Below are 15824 nucleotides of genomic sequence, written 5' to 3'. Positions count from 1 at the left end.
TTACTTCCAAATGGGCTTGCCGGACCCCGGCAGGCCCAGTTTTTCCCACATATCCGAAACGCGGTCGACAATCTCCTGATCCATGCGGATTTCCTCGCCCCATTCGCGTTTGGTTTCCGGGAATACCTTGTCGGTGGCGTCCAGCCCGATCTTGGAGCCCAGGCTGGGTTCCGGGCTGGCAAAATCCAGATAGTCGATGGGCGTATCCTCGATCACAGTGATATCGCGGGCCGGGTCCATCTTGGTGGAAACCGCCCACATCACGTCTTTCCAGTCGCGCGCATTGATATCGTCATCCACCACGATCAGCCATTTGGTATACATGAACTGGCGCAGATAGGACCACGCGCCCATCATCACCCGCTTGGCATGGCCGGGATAGGCCTTCTTCATGGAAATGACGGCGATGCGATAGCTGCAGCCTTCCGGCGGCAGCCAGAAATCGGTGATCTCCGGGAATTGCTGTTGCAAGAGCGGGATGAAGACCTCGTTCAGCGCCTCGCCCAGAACCGACGGTTCATCCGGCGGACGGCCAGTGAAGGTGCTGAGGTAAATCGGGTTCTTGCGCATCGTCACCGCGGTCACGGTAAAGATGGGGAACTGTTCCACCGAATTATAATAGCCGGTATGGTCGCCATAGGGCCCCTCATCGGCGTAATCATCCAACGAGACATAGCCTTCCAGCACAATCTCCGCCTCTGCCGGGACTTTCAGCGGCACGGTCTTGCAGTCGACCAGCTCCACCTTCTTGCCGCGCAGCAGGCCCGCAAACTGATATTCCGACAGGGTGTCGGGCACGGGCGTCACCGCCGCCAGTATTGTGCCGGGATCGGCCCCAAGCACCACGGCCACGGGCAGCGGTTCCGCCTTTTCCTTTTTCCAGCGCGCATGATGCTGCGCCCCGCCGCGATGCTTCAGCCAGCGCATGATGGTCTGGTTGCGCCCCAGCAACTGCATCCTGTAAATGCCAAGATTATACGCATCCGTCTTGTCACCCTTGGGGTTCGGTCCCTGCGTCACCACCAGCGGCCAGGTGATCAGCGGCGCGGGCTCTCCCGGCCAGCAGGTCTGGATCGGCAGTTGCCGCAGGTTGACCTGATCGCCCTCCAGCACCACTTCCTGACAGGGGGCCTTGCCGGTGGTCTTGGGCTTCATCGCCATCACGGTTTTCAGGATCGGCAGCATCTCGAAGGCTTCCTTGAAGCCCCCCGGCGGTTCCGGCTGGCGCAGGAAGGCCAGCATCTCGCCCACTTCCCGTAACTGCTTGGGCGTGCGTTCCATTCCCCAGGCGACGCGTTCCACCGTGCCGAACAGGTTCACCAGAACCGGCATGTTGGAGGGAGAGCCGTCGGCGCGAATGACATTTTCAAACAATACCGCCGGACCGCCTTCAGCCAGCAGGCGTGTCTGGATTTCCGTCATTTCCAGAACAGTTGAAACCGGATGTTTCACGCGCACCAGTCGCCCGTCCAGTTCCAGCTTGTCCATAAAATCGCGCAAGGAGGCATAGGGCATGCGGCTATCCCACTCGAAATCAATCCATTTCGGCAGATATCGCACGCCCCGCCAGCCACAGCAAGCATTGGCAACGCCGTCATTGCGGCACTGGCGACAATAATGCGAAATACAGCAGGCGCGATCAAAACAACGATCCGGCATCGGCCTATAGTCGCCACACCAAAACGGGGGAATGCATGAAGCAGTTTTTTGATGCAGTTGACTTTATTGAGGCCAATCTGGACCAGAACATAACCCTGGACGATGTGGCGCAGGCCGCCGGTTATTCCGCCTTTCATTTTGCCCGGATGTTCCGGGCGATTTCCGGACTTTCGGTGATGGGCTATATCCGCAGGCGGCGTCTTTCGCTGGCGGCTCAACGCCTGTTGAGTGAAGAGGTCCGGTTGATCGAGCTTGCACTTGACTGTGGTTTTGAATCCCAGGAGGCCTTCACCCGCGCCTTCAAACGGGCCTTCGGCATGACCCCCGGCGAATATCGGAAACACACCGACCCCATTCGCTTTGGTTTTCAGCCTGTCCTGAGCAGGGACCTGCTTCATCATTTCAAGGAGAATATGACCGTGGAACCGAAGATCGTTGAGCATCCGGGCTTCAAGGCCGTCGGCATGGCAGACTATTTCACCCAGGATACCACCCACAGGATCGGCGACCTCTGGCGCATTTTCAACACCAGGGTTGGCGAAATTTCGAATATGACCGGCAACCTGTTTTTTGGCATCTGCGATGATTTCGACGAGAAGTCAGGCAGCAGCAAGTTCCGCTATACCGCCGCGTCGGAGGTGACTGAATTCGGCGACTTGCCTGAAGGCATGGACGCAAAGGAAATAGGACCACAGAAATATGCGGTCTTCACCCATAAGGTCACCAGCCCCGACCTCTCGGCGGATTTCAAGGCAACATTGAACTATATCTGGGGCACCTGGTTTCCCCAGTCGAATTACGAGCGTGTCCCCGCGCCGGATTTTGAACTCTATGATTCCCGCTTTATCCCGCCCAGCGCCCCCGACGGCCCCGGCGGCGAGATCGACGTCTATATTCCCATAAAGGAAAAATAGCCCCTATGTGAGAACAGGATCACAGATCAACCCGGGTTCCATGGTCACAGTGACCGGATAAAGACCGAAAACCGGATTTGAAAGGCTGTGCCATGGAACCCAGAATTGTTGACGACAGCGGCTTTCTGACCGTCGGCCTTGTCCAGGATTTCACCCTGGACGACACGCAGCCGATCGGCAAAATCTGGGAACGCTTTGCCCGGGAAATGGACAGCATTCCCAATACGACCGGCGACCGCTGTTTCGGAATCTGCATTGAATTCGACGAGACCAGCGGCCTAGGCCGCTATCTGGCGGGGGCAGAGGTCAACTCCCTTTACAATGTCCCCAAGGGTATGGCCGGGCGGGCCATGCCGCCCCAGCGATATGCCGTTTTCACCCACAGCCTGTCAGACGGCCCAATCGACCAAGGCCTGCTCGAAATCCGGCGATATTTCACTGATATCTGGCTGCCAAACTCCGCCTACAAACGTGCCTATGCGCCCGACTTTGAGATGTATGACCATCGTTTCAACAGTCGCAACATGTCAGGCGAAGTCGACCTTTATATCCCGATCACAGAAAAATAACCCCTCGCGCCATCCCCCCTTAATACGCAATAAATCTATCCTGATACCGTCACGTAAGTGCAATATTCGCGAGGCATTGTTCCTGCCGATCCGTGCTGAGCCTCCTCAGACGGGCGTGTTGGTTGCTGGGCAATTCCGCACGCCTTCAGGATCACCAGAAGAATTCGAATATTCAGGATCTTTGCAGGACAAGGGGTTCCCCAATGACCGATTTTGAAGCACGCGGCCTTTCCTGGCCGGTACAAGACGCCGACGATATTCCGTCGAACGAAACCGAAAACCCGCATTTCTACCAGGTTCTGGAAGGCCGCCTCAACCGTCGCGGCTTCCTCAAGGGCATGGCTGCTTCCGCCTCTGCCGTGGCTCTGGGCGGCGTGGCCGGTTCCGTTCTGCCGATGGGCAACCTGGCCGAAGCGGCTTCCGGTGTTTCCACGCTGACCTTTGAGGAACTGTCCCACGGTTTCGACCCGGATTTCCACGTCGCCAAGGGCTATGACGCCGATGTCCTGATCCGCTGGGGTGATGCGGTGCTTGCCAACTCCCCGGCCTTTGATCCGCTGAACCAGACCGCGGAGGCCCAGGCCACGCAGTTCGGTTACAACAACGACTTCGTCGGTTTCATTCCGCTGCCGCTCGGCTCCAACAATTCCGACCATGGCCTGCTGACCGTGAACCACGAATACACCATCCCCAAGATGATGTATAAGGGTTCTCCGAAAACCGAAGAGCTCAGCAAGGAACAGGCCGACGTCGACATGATGGCCCATGGCCTGTCGGTTATCGAGATCAAACGCGTTGACGGCAAATGGCGCGTCCTGACCAACGGCACGGCCAACCGCCGCATCACACCGCTGACTGAAGCCGTTCTGACCGGCCCCGCTGCCGGTTCCGACCGTATGAAAACCGCGATCTCCAAAGACGGTGTGCGCACACTCGGCACCTATGGCAACTGCGCCGGTGGCGTGACTCCCTGGGGCACGGTCCTGACGGCCGAAGAAAACGTCCAGAACTACTTCAAGGGCAAACCGGGCGACACCGCCGAAGCCGAAAACTACAAACGTTTTGGCATCAAGGGCGGCGACCACGCGCGCTATGCCTGGGCTGATTACTACGACCGCTGGAATGTCGATGTGGAACCGAACGAGCCGCTGCATGTGGGCTGGATCGTCGAAATCGACCCGTTTGATCCGAAATCCAAGCCGATGAAACGCACCGCTTTGGGCCGCTTCAAACACGAAGGCTGCAACGTCACCATCAACGCTGACGGCCATGTGGTTGCCTATACCGGCGATGACGAACGTTTCGAATATATCTACCGCTTCATTTCCAAGAACAAATACAATCCGGACGACCGCGCCGCCAACATGACGCTGTTGGAAGAAGGCACGCTCGCCGTGGCCGAGTTCAAGGAAGACGGCACGATCCTGTGGCATGACCTGGTCCACGGCCAGGGCAAATTGACTGCCGCCAACGGCTTCCACAGCCAGGCCGATGTGGTCATCGACGCCCGTAAGGCCGCCGACCTGCTGGGCGCAACCCCGATGGACCGCCCGGAAGACATCGAAGTGAACCCGGTCACCGGCACGGTCTTTGCCATGTTGACCAACAACACCAAGCGTAAGGGCGACCAGGTCGACCCCGCCAACCCGCGTGCGAAAAACGCCTTCGGCCATATCGTGGAAATGACCGCGCCGAACGGTGACCACAGCGCCCGCGAATTCAAATGGGACATGTTCCTGCTGGCCGGTAATCCGAAGGAAGAAACCGGTGCCATGTATAACAAGGGCATCAGCGAAAACGGCTGGCTTGCCGACCCCGACAACTGCGCCTTTGACAACAAGGGCCGCCTGTGGATCGCAACTGACGGCGCTTACAAACTGGGTGTGGCTGACGGCGTGTGGGCCTGCGACGTGACCGGCGAAGGCCGGGCCCTGACCAAGCATTTCCTGCGCACCCCGCAGGAAGCAGAGCTGTGTGGCCCGTTCTTCAACCCGGATAACAGCGCCTTCTTCTGCGCGGTTCAGCATCCGGGTGAAAAGTCCAACTTCGACGCACCGTCCACCCGCTGGCCGGATTTTGCCGACAACATGCCGCCGCGCCCGTCGGTTGTTGTCATCACCAAACAGGGTGGCGGGGAAATCGGCTCCTAAGCTGACTACCCCTTCACGCCAAGACAGGAATACCCCGGATTTCCAACGAGATCCGGGGTATTTCCTTATCTGTCAGGCTGCTACGCCATACAGGCTACATCACTGTGACTGGCACGACTTTCCACTTGCCATCGACTTTAACGACCTCAAAACCCAGTTCATCGCCCGCGCCAAACACGCCACGCAACAGCATCCGGTCCGGCCTATTCGGGTTGACCTTCGTCTCGTAGCCACCTGCAAGGACCACCGCCTCATCAGGCAGGGTCCGCGTCACCACCATCTCCAACGCCAATTGGGCGACATGGCCGCGATCCGCCCCCGGCGTCGAACGGCAGTTTTCCAGATCAATCAGGTCAGGATCAGTCACGATTTCCGCCAGTTTGTCCTTACGGCATTGGAAGCTGTAATAGAGGAAGGCCCGCACCCGCGCCTCGGGCTCTTCCGGGCCACATCCCGGCGGAAAGCTCCCATCCCCGTTCGTATCCTTGCATTCCTCCCTGAGCCGACGGTGTTCGAGGGCATACCGAAAGTCGGCTTTCCAGCCGTCCGGCGTCTTCATCATGAAAACCGCCGTGCCCCGTGTGGCAGTACGGAAATCCACCCTCACCCGCGACCACAGCGGAAGGTCATCGGACAATTCCTCCAGGTCAAAGTTGTCCACATTCCCGCCAAGCCATGAATCCGCGCCATCCTGATGAGGAACCTGAACGTTGCCAGCCCGTGTCCTCACATCCGGGCGTTCTCCCGCCCTCGGCTTGCCAAGATACCTGCCCAGCCTTGCCACGGAGACCTGCCTGTCCACACCAACCGGCAGGACCGATCTTTCCAGAAGGTCGTCGACCCGACTTGCCAGCATCAGATCATAGATTTCCACAGCGGCCTGTTCCGCCCGGTCGACATCCGGATGGGCGACAGCGACACCCGTATTACCCGAAAAAACAGCGATCATCAGTGCAACAACACCGATTCCCTTTATTTTCCATGACATAGCCAATCCCCAAAAAACACGATTGCCGTCTTACAGCAGTCAATTCTGGTGAGCGCAAGGCAAATTGGCGGACGGACTGCGACCGATCCGCCGCGCCATCTTGGCCTGCGCCTTTGTCATGTGTAGAATTCCGGACTATAAAAGCCTCAAAATGAAGCCTACCTCCTGAGGGATTTGATGACCGATACAAAGAAACAATATTACGTGGTCGGCGGCCTGTATAAAGACACCAGCTTCACCAATATCGCGGACGGCGAGAAGCTGTGGAAATTTGGTCCTTTCGACAACTATGAAGAAGCTGTTGCTGTCTGGCGCGCCAAGGCGATGGAAACCATCGACGAGGCCTATGCCAAATTCAACATCGAAATTCTGGAACCGACCGAATACTGGGTTGTTGGCGGCGAATATACCGACACCAATTTCAAGGAACTCAAAGGCGGCGTTCAGGAAGAACATATCGGGCCTTTCAACAACCGTGACGATGCCCGGTCCGCCTGGAAGTCAAAGTCGATGGAACATATCGACAATGCCTATGTGCGCTATCGCATTGAAAAGCTCTGACGCCTGAGGACCTCCCGTCGTGGAAGACGTTCAGGATATCCTGCACAGGGCGCGGGCCTATCCCTATGATTACCCGCGCCACTCCTTTCTGTTTCAAAACGGCGAGGTGCTGCCCTTTGAGCCGACGCAGACCGACGGTCGCACGCCGGTTCTGGCCTTTGGCTCCAACCAGTCACCGGCACAACTCACCCGCAAATTCGGCCGCGTGAACCATCCGATACCGGTGGAACGGGTGCGCCTGCATGACTTCGATGTGGTCTATTCCGCCCATATAACCAGCTATGGCGCGGTTCCGGCGATGATGCAGCATTGCCCCGGCACCTACGTGGACGTGGCCATTTCCTGGCTCGACGACGATCAGTTGGACGTTATGCACCAGACGGAACTCTATGCCGCAAACTACGTCTTTGCGGCCCTGGACGACGTCACCCTTCACCATCGCGATACCATGCGCGTCCAGACCGTATTCGCCTATGTCGGTGAAAGAGGACATCTGGTCCATGATGACGGCGCGGTTTCTCTCCTCGCCATTCAGGCGGAAAACCGCCGCTGGACAGCGCGCAGCACCGGAGAAGTCCTGGAGCTTGTCCGCAGGCGTGTTGCGCCCGACCGGACCACCGACCAGTTCATCCTTGATCTGGTTGCAGACAAGGATTATCGCCGGTCCGTAACGCAGGCCATCTCACAGGATGAAACCCGGTTTACCTATCCCTACCGGATTGTGGAACGTTTCTGAGCGTCACATATCCGAATAAGGCTTCTGGCACAGATAGATCATTTCTGGACTGTAGTCGGTCAGGGAATCACGGTTCCAGTCACCATAGACCAGTTGCAACTGAAACCCGGCCCGCTTCAACAAGCCGCGTATTTCATCATCCGTCAGAAAGCGCAGACGGCCTCCGCTCACCCGTTCCTGTCCGGTCTCGGTATTTTCACGCCAGACCTTATAGTCCAGAACCGCCTGTGAGGAATCATAGTCGCGGGCGATCGAACAAATGATCGCGCCCTCCTCCGACCGGGGAAGCCTGCGGTAAAAGGTCCGCGAGCAGGAGGACACCAGCGCGCTGGCGGACGGGTTGCGGGTCTCGAAGGCAAAATGTCCGCCCGGCTGCAAATGTTTGTATACGCAGCGAAACAAGCTGATGACATCGTCATCGGTGATCATATTCTGGAAAGCATGCCCCGTCATGATCGCCAACGCATACCATTCCGGCAGGTCAAAGTCCCGGCAATCGGCCTGGACATATGTTACCGGCAAGTCGCCTGACATATCCCGTGCGTGGGACAACATCGGCGCAGACAGGTCTATACCGGTGACCTCCACGCCGAAACAACGCGCCATCTCCCCCGCCAACAGCCCCGTGCCGCAAGCAACATCCAACACAGGCCCACCGGTTTCTTCAACCAGGTCCAGGAAGAATGTTTTTTCCGCACCTAAGGGGTTTTCCAAGTCGTAATGACGTGGGTCATCATATTCCGACAGATCTATATCCGTCAGCATCATTCGCCTCTTTAACAACCAATCCGGTATTATAGTAGGAAACGAATGTCCTCTTGAAAAGCATAGATAGATGACATTTTAACTAACAGGCATCCGGTCGCTGGCAACAGAAATATCGCATCAAAAAGAAAACGGCCCGTCCCAATGGGACGAGCCGCCTTCCTGTAACGATTTATGTTCCGGCTTAGTGCTTGATGCCAGCCCAGAGGCGGCGTTTCGCCGCAATGGCCAGGCCCAGCAGGACCACCAGGAACAACAGGACCTTCAGGCCCATTTCCTTACGCATTTCCAGCTCGGGCTCGGAAGCCCAGGCAAGGAAGGTAACAACGTCGCGAACTTCCTGTTCCAGCGTTGCCGGCGTGCCGTCCGCATATTCGACATATTCTTCGTCGAGCGGCTTCGGCATGGAAATGGCGTGGCCAGCAAACCATTCGTTGAAATGTTTGCCTTCAGGCAGGTGGAAGGAGAAGCCTTTAGCAATCTGCTCTTCAGTCAGAACGCCAGCAGCCTTTTCCTCGTCCCATTTCTCACGCATGTAGGCTTCGGCTTCGCCGGCTTCCTTGTAGCCGGTCAGCAGGTGATAGACATAGTCCGCACCGGATGCCGTACCGCGGCCGGAAAGCCACATACCGAAGTTCTTCACGATGTTGCCCTGGCCATGTGCACGGGACTTGATAATCAGGGACAAGTCCGGCGGCAGGGCGCCACCATTGGAAACACGCGCTGCCTGTTCGTTCGGGAACGGCGACACGAAGTGATCCGACGGCTTGGCCGGACGGGTGAACATTTCACCATCGTCGTTCGGGCCGTCTTCTACTTCGAACTGTGCCGCGAATTCCTTCACGGCGTCCTCGCTGTAACCCAACTCGGTCAGGTTACGGTAGTGAACGCGCTTCAGGCTGTGGCAGGAGGAACAAACCTCGGTGTAGACCTGCAGGCCACGCTGTGCAGATGCCTTGTCGAAGCTGCCGAAGAAACCGGTCCAGGACCAGTTCTCGATCGGCGGCGTCGCCCCTTCGGAGGCTTGAGCATTTGCACCGAACCCAACGGCCAGAACAGCAGCGAGAGCAATCAAAGACTTACGCATTGGTCTCATCTCCCCTTATTCGGCCGCTTTGAGGACGGGTTCGGAAATCGATGCCGGCAGCGGCTTCGGACGTTCGAACCAGCCCACCAACGGGGTCAGGATGATCAGGTGGAAGAAATAGTAGAAGGTCGCCCACTGGGACATCATCACATAGACGCCTTCCGCCGGCTTGCCACCGCAATACCCGAGGATCACGACGTCAATCGTAAAGAGAATGACCAGCCACTTGTAGACCGGGCGATAGCGGCAGCTACGCACACGGGACGTGTCCAGCCACGGCAGCAGCGCCAGCAGCCCCAGGGAGGCAAACATCGCCAGTACACCCGCCAGTTTCGGTGTCATCAGCCAGGAGATCGGGAAATAGATCCATGCGTCCTGGGTGAAGCTACGCAGGATTGCGTAGTAAGGCAGGAAGTACCATTCAGGTACGATATGCGCCGGCGTCGACAGCGGGTTGGCCGGAAGGTAGTTGTCCGGATGGCCCATGTAGTTCGGCGCGTAGAAGATGAAGAAAGCCCAGACCATGATGAAGGCAACCAGCGCGATGCTGTCTTTTGCCGTCATATACGGGTGGAACATCACCGTGTCCTGCGGACCTTTCGGGTCGATCCCGTCCGGGTTGTTGGACCCGGCGATATGCATTGCAACGATGTGCAGCGCAACGACGCCCAGGATCACGAACGGCAGCAGGTAGTGCAGCGAGAAGAAGCGGTTCAGCGTCGGGTTACCGACAGAGAAACCACCCCACAGCCAGGTCACGATGGTGTCGCCGACCACCGGAATGGCCGAGAACAGGCTGGTGATCACGGTTGCGCCCCAGAAGCTCATCTGGCCCCACGGCAGGACGTAGCCCATGAAGGCGGTCGCCATCATCAGGATCAGGATTATGACACCCAGAATCCACAGCAACTCACGCGGCTGTTTGTAGGAACCGTAGTAGAGCCCCCGGAAAATATGGATATAGACCACAATGAAGAACATCGAGGCGCCGTTCATGTGAATGTAACGGATCAGCCAGCCGAAGTTCACGTCGCGCATGATGCGTTCGACACTGTCAAAGGCGTGGTCGACATGCGGCGTATACTGCATCACCAGCATGATCCCGGTCAGGATCATCGTGATCAGCGCCAGGGTCGCCATGCCGCCGAAGCTCCAGAAATAGTTCAGGTTCTTCGGAACAGGGAAGGCACGATATTCATTATGAAGATACGAAAAAACCGGCAGGCGTACGTCGATCCAGCGTACGACCGGGTTTTTGAATTCAGGTGCGGGTCCGCTCATCGCTACTCCCCTTAACCAACTTTAACGACGGTGTCGCTGACGAAGCTATAGGTCGGCACAACCAGGTTTTTCGGTGCCGGGCCCTTACGGATACGGCCCGCCGTATCGTACTGGGAACCGTGGCACGGGCAGAACCAGCCCCCGAATTCACCCTTGGGCTCGCCTTCCTTGTTGCCCAGCGGCACGCAACCCAAGTGGGTGCAAACACCGACCATAACCAACCATTCCGGCTTCTGGACGCGATCAGCATCCGATTCCGGGTCCGGCAGGGTGGACACATCCACTGCCTGTGCGGCTTCGATTTCCGCCTCGGTCCGATGGCGGATGAAAACCGGTTTACCGCGCCATTTAACGGTGATGGCCTGTCCCGGTTCGATGCCGCTCAAGTCCACTTCGATAGAGGCCAAGGCCAATACGTCTTTGGACGGGTTCATCGAATCGATTATCGGCCAAACGAAGACCGCACCACCGACGGCACTGGTTGCCGCGAAGCTGATGCCTAGGAAGTCACGACGGGTCGGCTCGTCTTGTCCGGTTTCCGTCGTCTGGCTCACGTCCGCCATTTTCGTCCCCTCATTCCGATCACAATAGCCCCTGTCGGGCTCGTTAAAGGTTCCGTAAAACATACGGAACGTGCACATCCCGAAGTCAGCCGGATTCTTGGCCTCCAAGCCCTTATCCCGCTTTCCCGCATGGGTCATGCACGCTAATGTCGAGGTTCCTATACAAGATAAGGTCGTCGTTGGAAAGAGGCGGCTGCGCGAAATTGCGAGAGAAGTTAGTAAGGTATGACAATTAGACTGGCGCTTTTTCAACCCGATATACCCCAGAATACAGGTACAATGCTACGTTTGGCCGCATGTCTGAACGTCGGTGTGGACATCATCGAACCCTGCGGTTTCGTTTGGTCGGAGGCCAAAATGAAACGCGCCGGAATGGACTATCTGCGCCACGTGGATCTTGTCCGCCACCGGTCCTGGGATTTTTTCCGCCAACAAACCGGCCCGCGCCGTCTTGTCCTTTTGACCACCAAGACCGACAGGGCCTACACCGACTTCCAATTCCGGCCCGACGACTGCCTGATGGTGGGACGGGAAAGCGCCGGGGTCCCGGACGACGTTCACAACAATAGTGACGAACAGATAACAATCCCCATGGCCCCGGCCATGCGATCCATTAATGTTGCCATGTCTGCCGCGATGGTATTAGGTGAGGCCCTGCGCCAGACTGATGGCTTCCCCCTGAAAAACACCCAGACAACAGAGACCGCCTTATGACCGACGCCCAACGACTGGAAGTCCGGAAATCACAGGCAAGCGCCTGGTTCAAATCCCTTCGGGACCAGATTTGCGCCGCCTTCGAAAAACTGGAAGATGATCTGACCGGCACTAATTCCGACCAGGAAGCCGGTCGTTTCGAACAGAAGTCCTGGGAACGCCCGGACAGCGACGAAACCAAGGGCGGCGGCGGTGTCATGTCGATCATGCGCGGACGCGTGTTCGAAAAGGTCGGGGTCAATATCTCCACCGTCCATGGCACCTTCTCCGAGCAGTTTCGCAAGGAAATCCCGGGCGCCGAGGAATCGGACGGCCGGTTCTGGGCCAGCGGCATTTCGCTGGTGGCGCATCTGCATTCACCACTAGCGCCTGCAGTCCATATGAACACACGCTTCATCTGCACGTCAAAGAGCTGGTTCGGCGGCGGGGCGGACCTCAATCCGATGTATCCCGTCCAGGAAGACACCGACGCCTTTCACGCGGCCCTGAAAGCCGCCTGCGACGCGCATAACCCCGACTATTACGAGAAATACAAAGCCTGGTGCGATGACTATTTCATGATCAAGCACTGGAACGAGCCACGCGGCGTCGGCGGTATCTTCTACGACTATCTGGACAGCGGCGACTGGGAAGACGATTTCGGTCTGACCCAGGATGTGGGCAAGGCCTTCCTGAATACCTATCCGGGTCTGGTCGCCAAACATATGAACGATCCCTGGACCGCGGAACAGCGCGAATGGCAACTGGTCAAACGGGGCCGCTATGCGGAGTTCAATCTGGTCTATGACCGCGGCACCCGTTTCGGCCTGATGACCGGCGGCAACCCGGAAGCAGTGCTGATGTCGCTTCCGCCGGAAGCCAAATGGCCCTAAGAAATCTGAGTTCCTAGGCGGCGCGGCCTTCTTCCTGGCGCGTCGCCGCCCAGGCCACAGCCAGGAAAATCAGGAAGCTGGCCTGCCACCAGACGGACCAGAAGGAAAAATTGGCGAGCGAGCCAACAAAGAAGACAGCCGTCACCACGAAGGCAACCCATCCCGCCCTTGCCCCTGAATAGGCCGCCTGCATAAACCGGCCCAGCAAAAGCAAAATTGCCGCCAACATCAAAACAAGCCCCGGCACTCCGTTTTCCGCCGCGACTTCCAGCACCCAGTTATGCGGGTGGCTTGGCAGATACTCCAGGTCCAGAACGGTTTTGACCGTTTCTCCGCTTGTATTCTCAAGCCAGCGGAAGGGGTGGTGCCGCTTCTGGGCTTCCGGCGTCAGATTGATGGTGTTCATGCCGGTGCCAAAGACCGGGCGCTTTTTGACCTGATCTTCTGCGAATCCCCAGATCACCTGACGATGCGCATCGGGCAAGGGCATAACGCGGGCCAGTTCCCGCCCTGTCATCGGCGGGCGCGGCAGCTTGTCCAGAAAGACCAGCCCGCCAACGGTAACCGCCACGATCCCTATGACCACGATCGCCCGGCGGGCCACCTGCGGCAACGGACGAAACGCCACGAGCAACAGCACCGCAGCCAGCCCCGCGGCAACGCCCGCCACGGCGGACCGGCTCATCTGCGCGTCACCGGCATAAATGGCAAGCCCACTCAGGACGACCATCACAACAGCCGGGATGCGCCAGCCTCCACGCAGCCGGAAAGCCGCCCAGACCATAACCGGCAGGATGCAGGATATAACCGACCGGAAGCCTTTGCCGAAAAGTCCGGCATCCAGACTGTGCCCCTTCACCCATTCCATCAGGGCGATGAAACCGACATCGACGAAGCCGATAGCAACCAGATAGAGGAGGATCGGCATGCCTGCGACAATCACGGCTTTCAGGAACCAGTCGATCAGCCTACGGTCACAGGCAAGAAAATGGGTGATGGAATAGGCCAGGAAGACCAGCCCCACAGTACGCGCCCATGTCGAAAATGCCCGCCCGGGGTCAATGGAAACCAGCGAACAGACCAGCCACCAGGCAAAAGTCGCAATGATCGCAAGGCCGAGCGACTTTCCGAAATCGGCCGGTATCCGCGCCCAGAGACGCCGTTGGACGAAACGGGGCAGGATGATCAACGCGGCCAACCCCAGAAAAACCCCGACCAGCGCAGGCCCGAAAGCGACTGTCGTAACAGCAAGCCCAAGAAAGACAGCCGCGGTTTTATCGACCCAGGACAACGGCGCGTGCAGCGCCGGAATGGTGGTTTGTTCCATCTGTCGGATTGCTTTTCTCTGGCAAGAATGACTTATTCTTTAATGAAAGTGGCGGCGACTATATCAGCGCGCCAGCCGATAAACCAGCATCACAAACGCCGGGGGAAGACATGACCATTAAATCCGCCTACCAAGATTTGGAACACCGGTTTCAACGCATGGCTGTTTTTGGCGAGGCAATGTCCGTTCTGCATTGGGATATGGCCGTCATGATGCCGCCGGGTGGGGCAAAACCACGGTCGGAACAACTGGCGGCAATGCGTGTCATGCATCATGCGATGATGGTCGACCCGGCCATCGGCGATCTTCTGGATGCCGCCGAGGCCATGCCATTGGACGACTGGCAGGAGGCCAACGTCCGGGAAATGCGTCGTGAATATATCCACGCAACCGCCGTTCCCAGCGATCTGGTCGAAGCCCTTTCCATGGCCTGTTCGGACTGCGAAACCACCTGGCGCACGGCAAAGAAGGACAACGAATTCAAGGCAGTCCTGCCGGAAATGGAACGGGTTCTGTCCCTGTCCCGGGAAATGGGCGAGGCCAAGGCCGCGAAGTTGAACTGCGGCTTGTATGATGCGTTGCTGGACCAGTATGAACCGCTCGGTAAATCGGCGGAGATCGACCCCATTTTCGACGACTATGCCGCCTTCCTGCCGGACTTCCTGCAGGCCGTTCTGGACAAGCAGGCCCGCGATGGCGCGCCGGTTCAGGCCAATGCCCCCTTCCCGGTCGACAAACAACGTGAACTGACCCGCCATTTCGCCGAAGCCGTCGGGTTCAGCTTTGCCAGCGGCCGCCTGGATGAAAGCGCCCATCCGTTTTCCACCGGTTACAAGGGCGACAGCCGGATTACCGTACGCTATGACGAGAACGACTATAGCCAGGGCCTGATGGCCGTGATGCATGAATGCGGCCACGCACTCTATGAACAGGGCCTGCCCGACGCCTGGCACAATCAGCCCGTGGGCGCGGCACGCGGCATGGCGATCCACGAAAGCCAGTCCCTGATCGTGGAGATGCAGGCCTGCCGGTCGCGGGAATTCGTCGGTTGGGCATCGGCCTCCCTCGCCCGCGCCTTCGGAGAGCAGGCCGCGTTCGAACCCGACAATCTTTATCGCCAATATATCCGGGTGAAGCCCGACTTTATCCGCGTCGATGCCGACGAGGTCACCTATCCCGCCCATGTCATCCTGCGCTATCGTCTGGAAAAGGCCCTGCTGGAAGGCGACATGAAGCTGGCGGACCTGCCCGGCGCCTGGAACGACGGCATGCAAAAGCTTCTGGGCATCACGCCGCCGACGGATACCGTCGGCTGCATGCAGGATATTCACTGGTATGACGGGGCCTGGGGCTATTTCCCGACATATACATTGGGGGCCATGACAGCCGCCCAGTTGTTCAAGGCGGCCACCGATGCCGACCCGGACATAGAGGCCGGGCTGGCCCGTGGGGATTTCACCCCGCTGTTGTCCTGGCTTCGCGACCATATACACAGCCAGGGGTCGCGCTGGAACACCCGGGAACTGACGGAACGGGCAACCGGACGGGCACTCGACCCGCAGGCATTCAAAGACCATCTCCGTAATCGTTATCTCGGCGACGCCTGACAATTAAACCAAGCGGCAAGCTTGGGATTGA

General features: G+C 58.1%; 15 protein-coding genes. 8 read left to right on the top strand and 7 right to left on the bottom strand.

The window, feature by feature from the left end:
• Positions 1-1515: a UbiD family decarboxylase gene (locus tag IF205_RS05135; protein ID WP_259783240.1), complete on the bottom strand. Its 1515-nt coding sequence runs from the start codon at positions 1513-1515 to the stop codon at positions 1-3.
• 179 nt (positions 1516-1694) lie between these two features.
• On the opposite strand from IF205_RS05135, the gene IF205_RS05130 reads away from it, so the two are divergent.
• The 3 genes from IF205_RS05130 (at position 1695) to IF205_RS05120 (ending at position 5292) form a co-directional block, all read left to right on the top strand.
• Positions 1695-2573: an AraC family transcriptional regulator gene (locus tag IF205_RS05130; RefSeq protein WP_259782218.1), complete on the top strand. Its 879-nt coding sequence runs from the start codon at positions 1695-1697 to the stop codon at positions 2571-2573.
• Between the two features lie 92 nt (positions 2574-2665).
• Positions 2666-3142 (top strand): GyrI-like domain-containing protein, encoded by a 477-nt coding sequence (locus IF205_RS05125; protein WP_259782217.1) that lies wholly within the window; start codon positions 2666-2668, stop codon positions 3140-3142.
• 203 nt (positions 3143-3345) lie between these two features.
• Positions 3346-5292: a PhoX family protein gene (locus IF205_RS05120; protein ID WP_259782216.1), complete on the top strand. Its 1947-nt coding sequence runs from the start codon at positions 3346-3348 to the stop codon at positions 5290-5292.
• 94 nt (positions 5293-5386) lie between these two features.
• On the opposite strand, the gene IF205_RS05115 is transcribed toward IF205_RS05120, so the two are convergent.
• Positions 5387-6280 (bottom strand): hypothetical protein, encoded by an 894-nt coding sequence (locus IF205_RS05115; protein ID WP_259782215.1) that lies wholly within the window; start codon positions 6278-6280, stop codon positions 5387-5389.
• Between the two features lie 177 nt (positions 6281-6457).
• On the opposite strand from IF205_RS05115, the gene IF205_RS05110 reads away from it, so the two are divergent.
• The gene (locus tag IF205_RS05110) at positions 6458-6841 is read left to right on the top strand and encodes a DUF4170 domain-containing protein (protein ID WP_259782214.1); all 384 of its coding nucleotides are present in this window, start codon (positions 6458-6460) and stop codon (positions 6839-6841) included.
• Positions 6842-6860: 19 nt separating this feature from the next.
• The gene (locus IF205_RS05105; RefSeq protein ID WP_259782213.1) at positions 6861-7577 is read left to right on the top strand and encodes a hypothetical protein; all 717 of its coding nucleotides are present in this window, start codon (positions 6861-6863) and stop codon (positions 7575-7577) included.
• Positions 7578-7580: 3 nt separating this feature from the next.
• Here IF205_RS05105 and IF205_RS05100 read toward each other — a convergent pair whose 3' ends face one another.
• The 4 genes from IF205_RS05100 to petA form a co-directional block, all read right to left on the bottom strand.
• Positions 7581-8345 (bottom strand): class I SAM-dependent methyltransferase, encoded by a 765-nt coding sequence (locus IF205_RS05100; protein WP_259782212.1) that lies wholly within the window; start codon positions 8343-8345, stop codon positions 7581-7583.
• A gap of 181 nt (positions 8346-8526) precedes the next feature.
• A complete protein-coding gene (locus IF205_RS05095) occupies positions 8527-9429 on the bottom strand; it encodes a cytochrome c1 (protein WP_259782211.1) in 903 nt (300 codons plus the stop codon).
• A 15-nt stretch (positions 9430-9444) separates the two neighbouring features.
• Complete coding sequence (locus IF205_RS05090) at positions 9445-10710, bottom strand: cytochrome b (protein ID WP_259782210.1); 1266 nt, start codon at positions 10708-10710, stop codon at positions 9445-9447.
• A gap of 11 nt (positions 10711-10721) precedes the next feature.
• A complete protein-coding gene (gene petA / locus IF205_RS05085) occupies positions 10722-11273 on the bottom strand; it encodes a ubiquinol-cytochrome c reductase iron-sulfur subunit (protein WP_259782209.1) in 552 nt (183 codons plus the stop codon).
• Between the two features lie 225 nt (positions 11274-11498).
• Between petA and IF205_RS05080 the strand changes: the two genes are divergently transcribed.
• A complete protein-coding gene (locus IF205_RS05080) occupies positions 11499-11987 on the top strand; it encodes a tRNA (cytidine(34)-2'-O)-methyltransferase (RefSeq protein ID WP_311195737.1) in 489 nt (162 codons plus the stop codon).
• The gene (gene hemF, locus IF205_RS05075; protein WP_259782208.1) at positions 11984-12859 is read left to right on the top strand and encodes an oxygen-dependent coproporphyrinogen oxidase; all 876 of its coding nucleotides are present in this window, start codon (positions 11984-11986) and stop codon (positions 12857-12859) included. The genes IF205_RS05080 and hemF overlap by 4 nt, the downstream gene beginning before the upstream one ends.
• A gap of 13 nt (positions 12860-12872) precedes the next feature.
• Here the strand turns inward: hemF and IF205_RS05070 are convergent, their stop codons facing one another.
• A complete protein-coding gene (locus IF205_RS05070; protein WP_259782207.1) occupies positions 12873-14186 on the bottom strand; it encodes an O-antigen ligase family protein in 1314 nt (437 codons plus the stop codon).
• Between the two features lie 110 nt (positions 14187-14296).
• On the opposite strand from IF205_RS05070, the gene IF205_RS05065 reads away from it, so the two are divergent.
• Positions 14297-15793, top strand: a complete 1497-nt coding sequence (locus IF205_RS05065) for a carboxypeptidase M32 (RefSeq protein WP_259782206.1) — start codon at positions 14297-14299, stop codon at positions 15791-15793.
• Positions 15794-15824: the final 31 nt, after the last annotated feature.

It is taken from the genome of Aestuariispira ectoiniformans, from assembly GCF_025136295.1.
In the GTDB taxonomy this organism is placed as follows: Bacteria; Pseudomonadota; Alphaproteobacteria; order UBA8366; family Aestuariispiraceae; genus Aestuariispira_A; species Aestuariispira_A ectoiniformans.
The sequence above is the reverse complement of the archived record's forward strand: the minus strand, read 5'-3'. Positions and strand labels throughout refer to the sequence as shown.

Coding starts and splice junctions, on each gene's coding strand:
- IF205_RS05125 (WP_259782217.1), top strand. CDS start 2,666: ATGGAACCCAGAATTGTTGACGACAGCGGCTTTCTGACCGTCGGCCTT.
- IF205_RS05070 (WP_259782207.1), bottom strand. CDS start 14,186: ATGGAACAAACCACCATTCCGGCGCTGCACGCGCCGTTGTCCTGGGTC.
- hemF (WP_259782208.1), top strand. CDS start 11,984: ATGACCGACGCCCAACGACTGGAAGTCCGGAAATCACAGGCAAGCGCC.
- IF205_RS05130 (WP_259782218.1), top strand. CDS start 1,695: ATGAAGCAGTTTTTTGATGCAGTTGACTTTATTGAGGCCAATCTGGAC.
- IF205_RS05110 (WP_259782214.1), top strand. CDS start 6,458: ATGACCGATACAAAGAAACAATATTACGTGGTCGGCGGCCTGTATAAA.
- IF205_RS05080 (WP_311195737.1), top strand. CDS start 11,499: ATGACAATTAGACTGGCGCTTTTTCAACCCGATATACCCCAGAATACA.
- IF205_RS05135 (WP_259783240.1), bottom strand. CDS start 1,515: ATGCCCTATGCCTCCTTGCGCGATTTTATGGACAAGCTGGAACTGGAC.
- IF205_RS05120 (WP_259782216.1), top strand. CDS start 3,346: ATGACCGATTTTGAAGCACGCGGCCTTTCCTGGCCGGTACAAGACGCC.
- IF205_RS05090 (WP_259782210.1), bottom strand. CDS start 10,710: ATGAGCGGACCCGCACCTGAATTCAAAAACCCGGTCGTACGCTGGATC.
- IF205_RS05100 (WP_259782212.1), bottom strand. CDS start 8,345: ATGATGCTGACGGATATAGATCTGTCGGAATATGATGACCCACGTCAT.
- IF205_RS05095 (WP_259782211.1), bottom strand. CDS start 9,429: ATGCGTAAGTCTTTGATTGCTCTCGCTGCTGTTCTGGCCGTTGGGTTC.
- petA (WP_259782209.1), bottom strand. CDS start 11,273: ATGGCGGACGTGAGCCAGACGACGGAAACCGGACAAGACGAGCCGACC.
- IF205_RS05065 (WP_259782206.1), top strand. CDS start 14,297: ATGACCATTAAATCCGCCTACCAAGATTTGGAACACCGGTTTCAACGC.
- IF205_RS05115 (WP_259782215.1), bottom strand. CDS start 6,280: ATGTCATGGAAAATAAAGGGAATCGGTGTTGTTGCACTGATGATCGCT.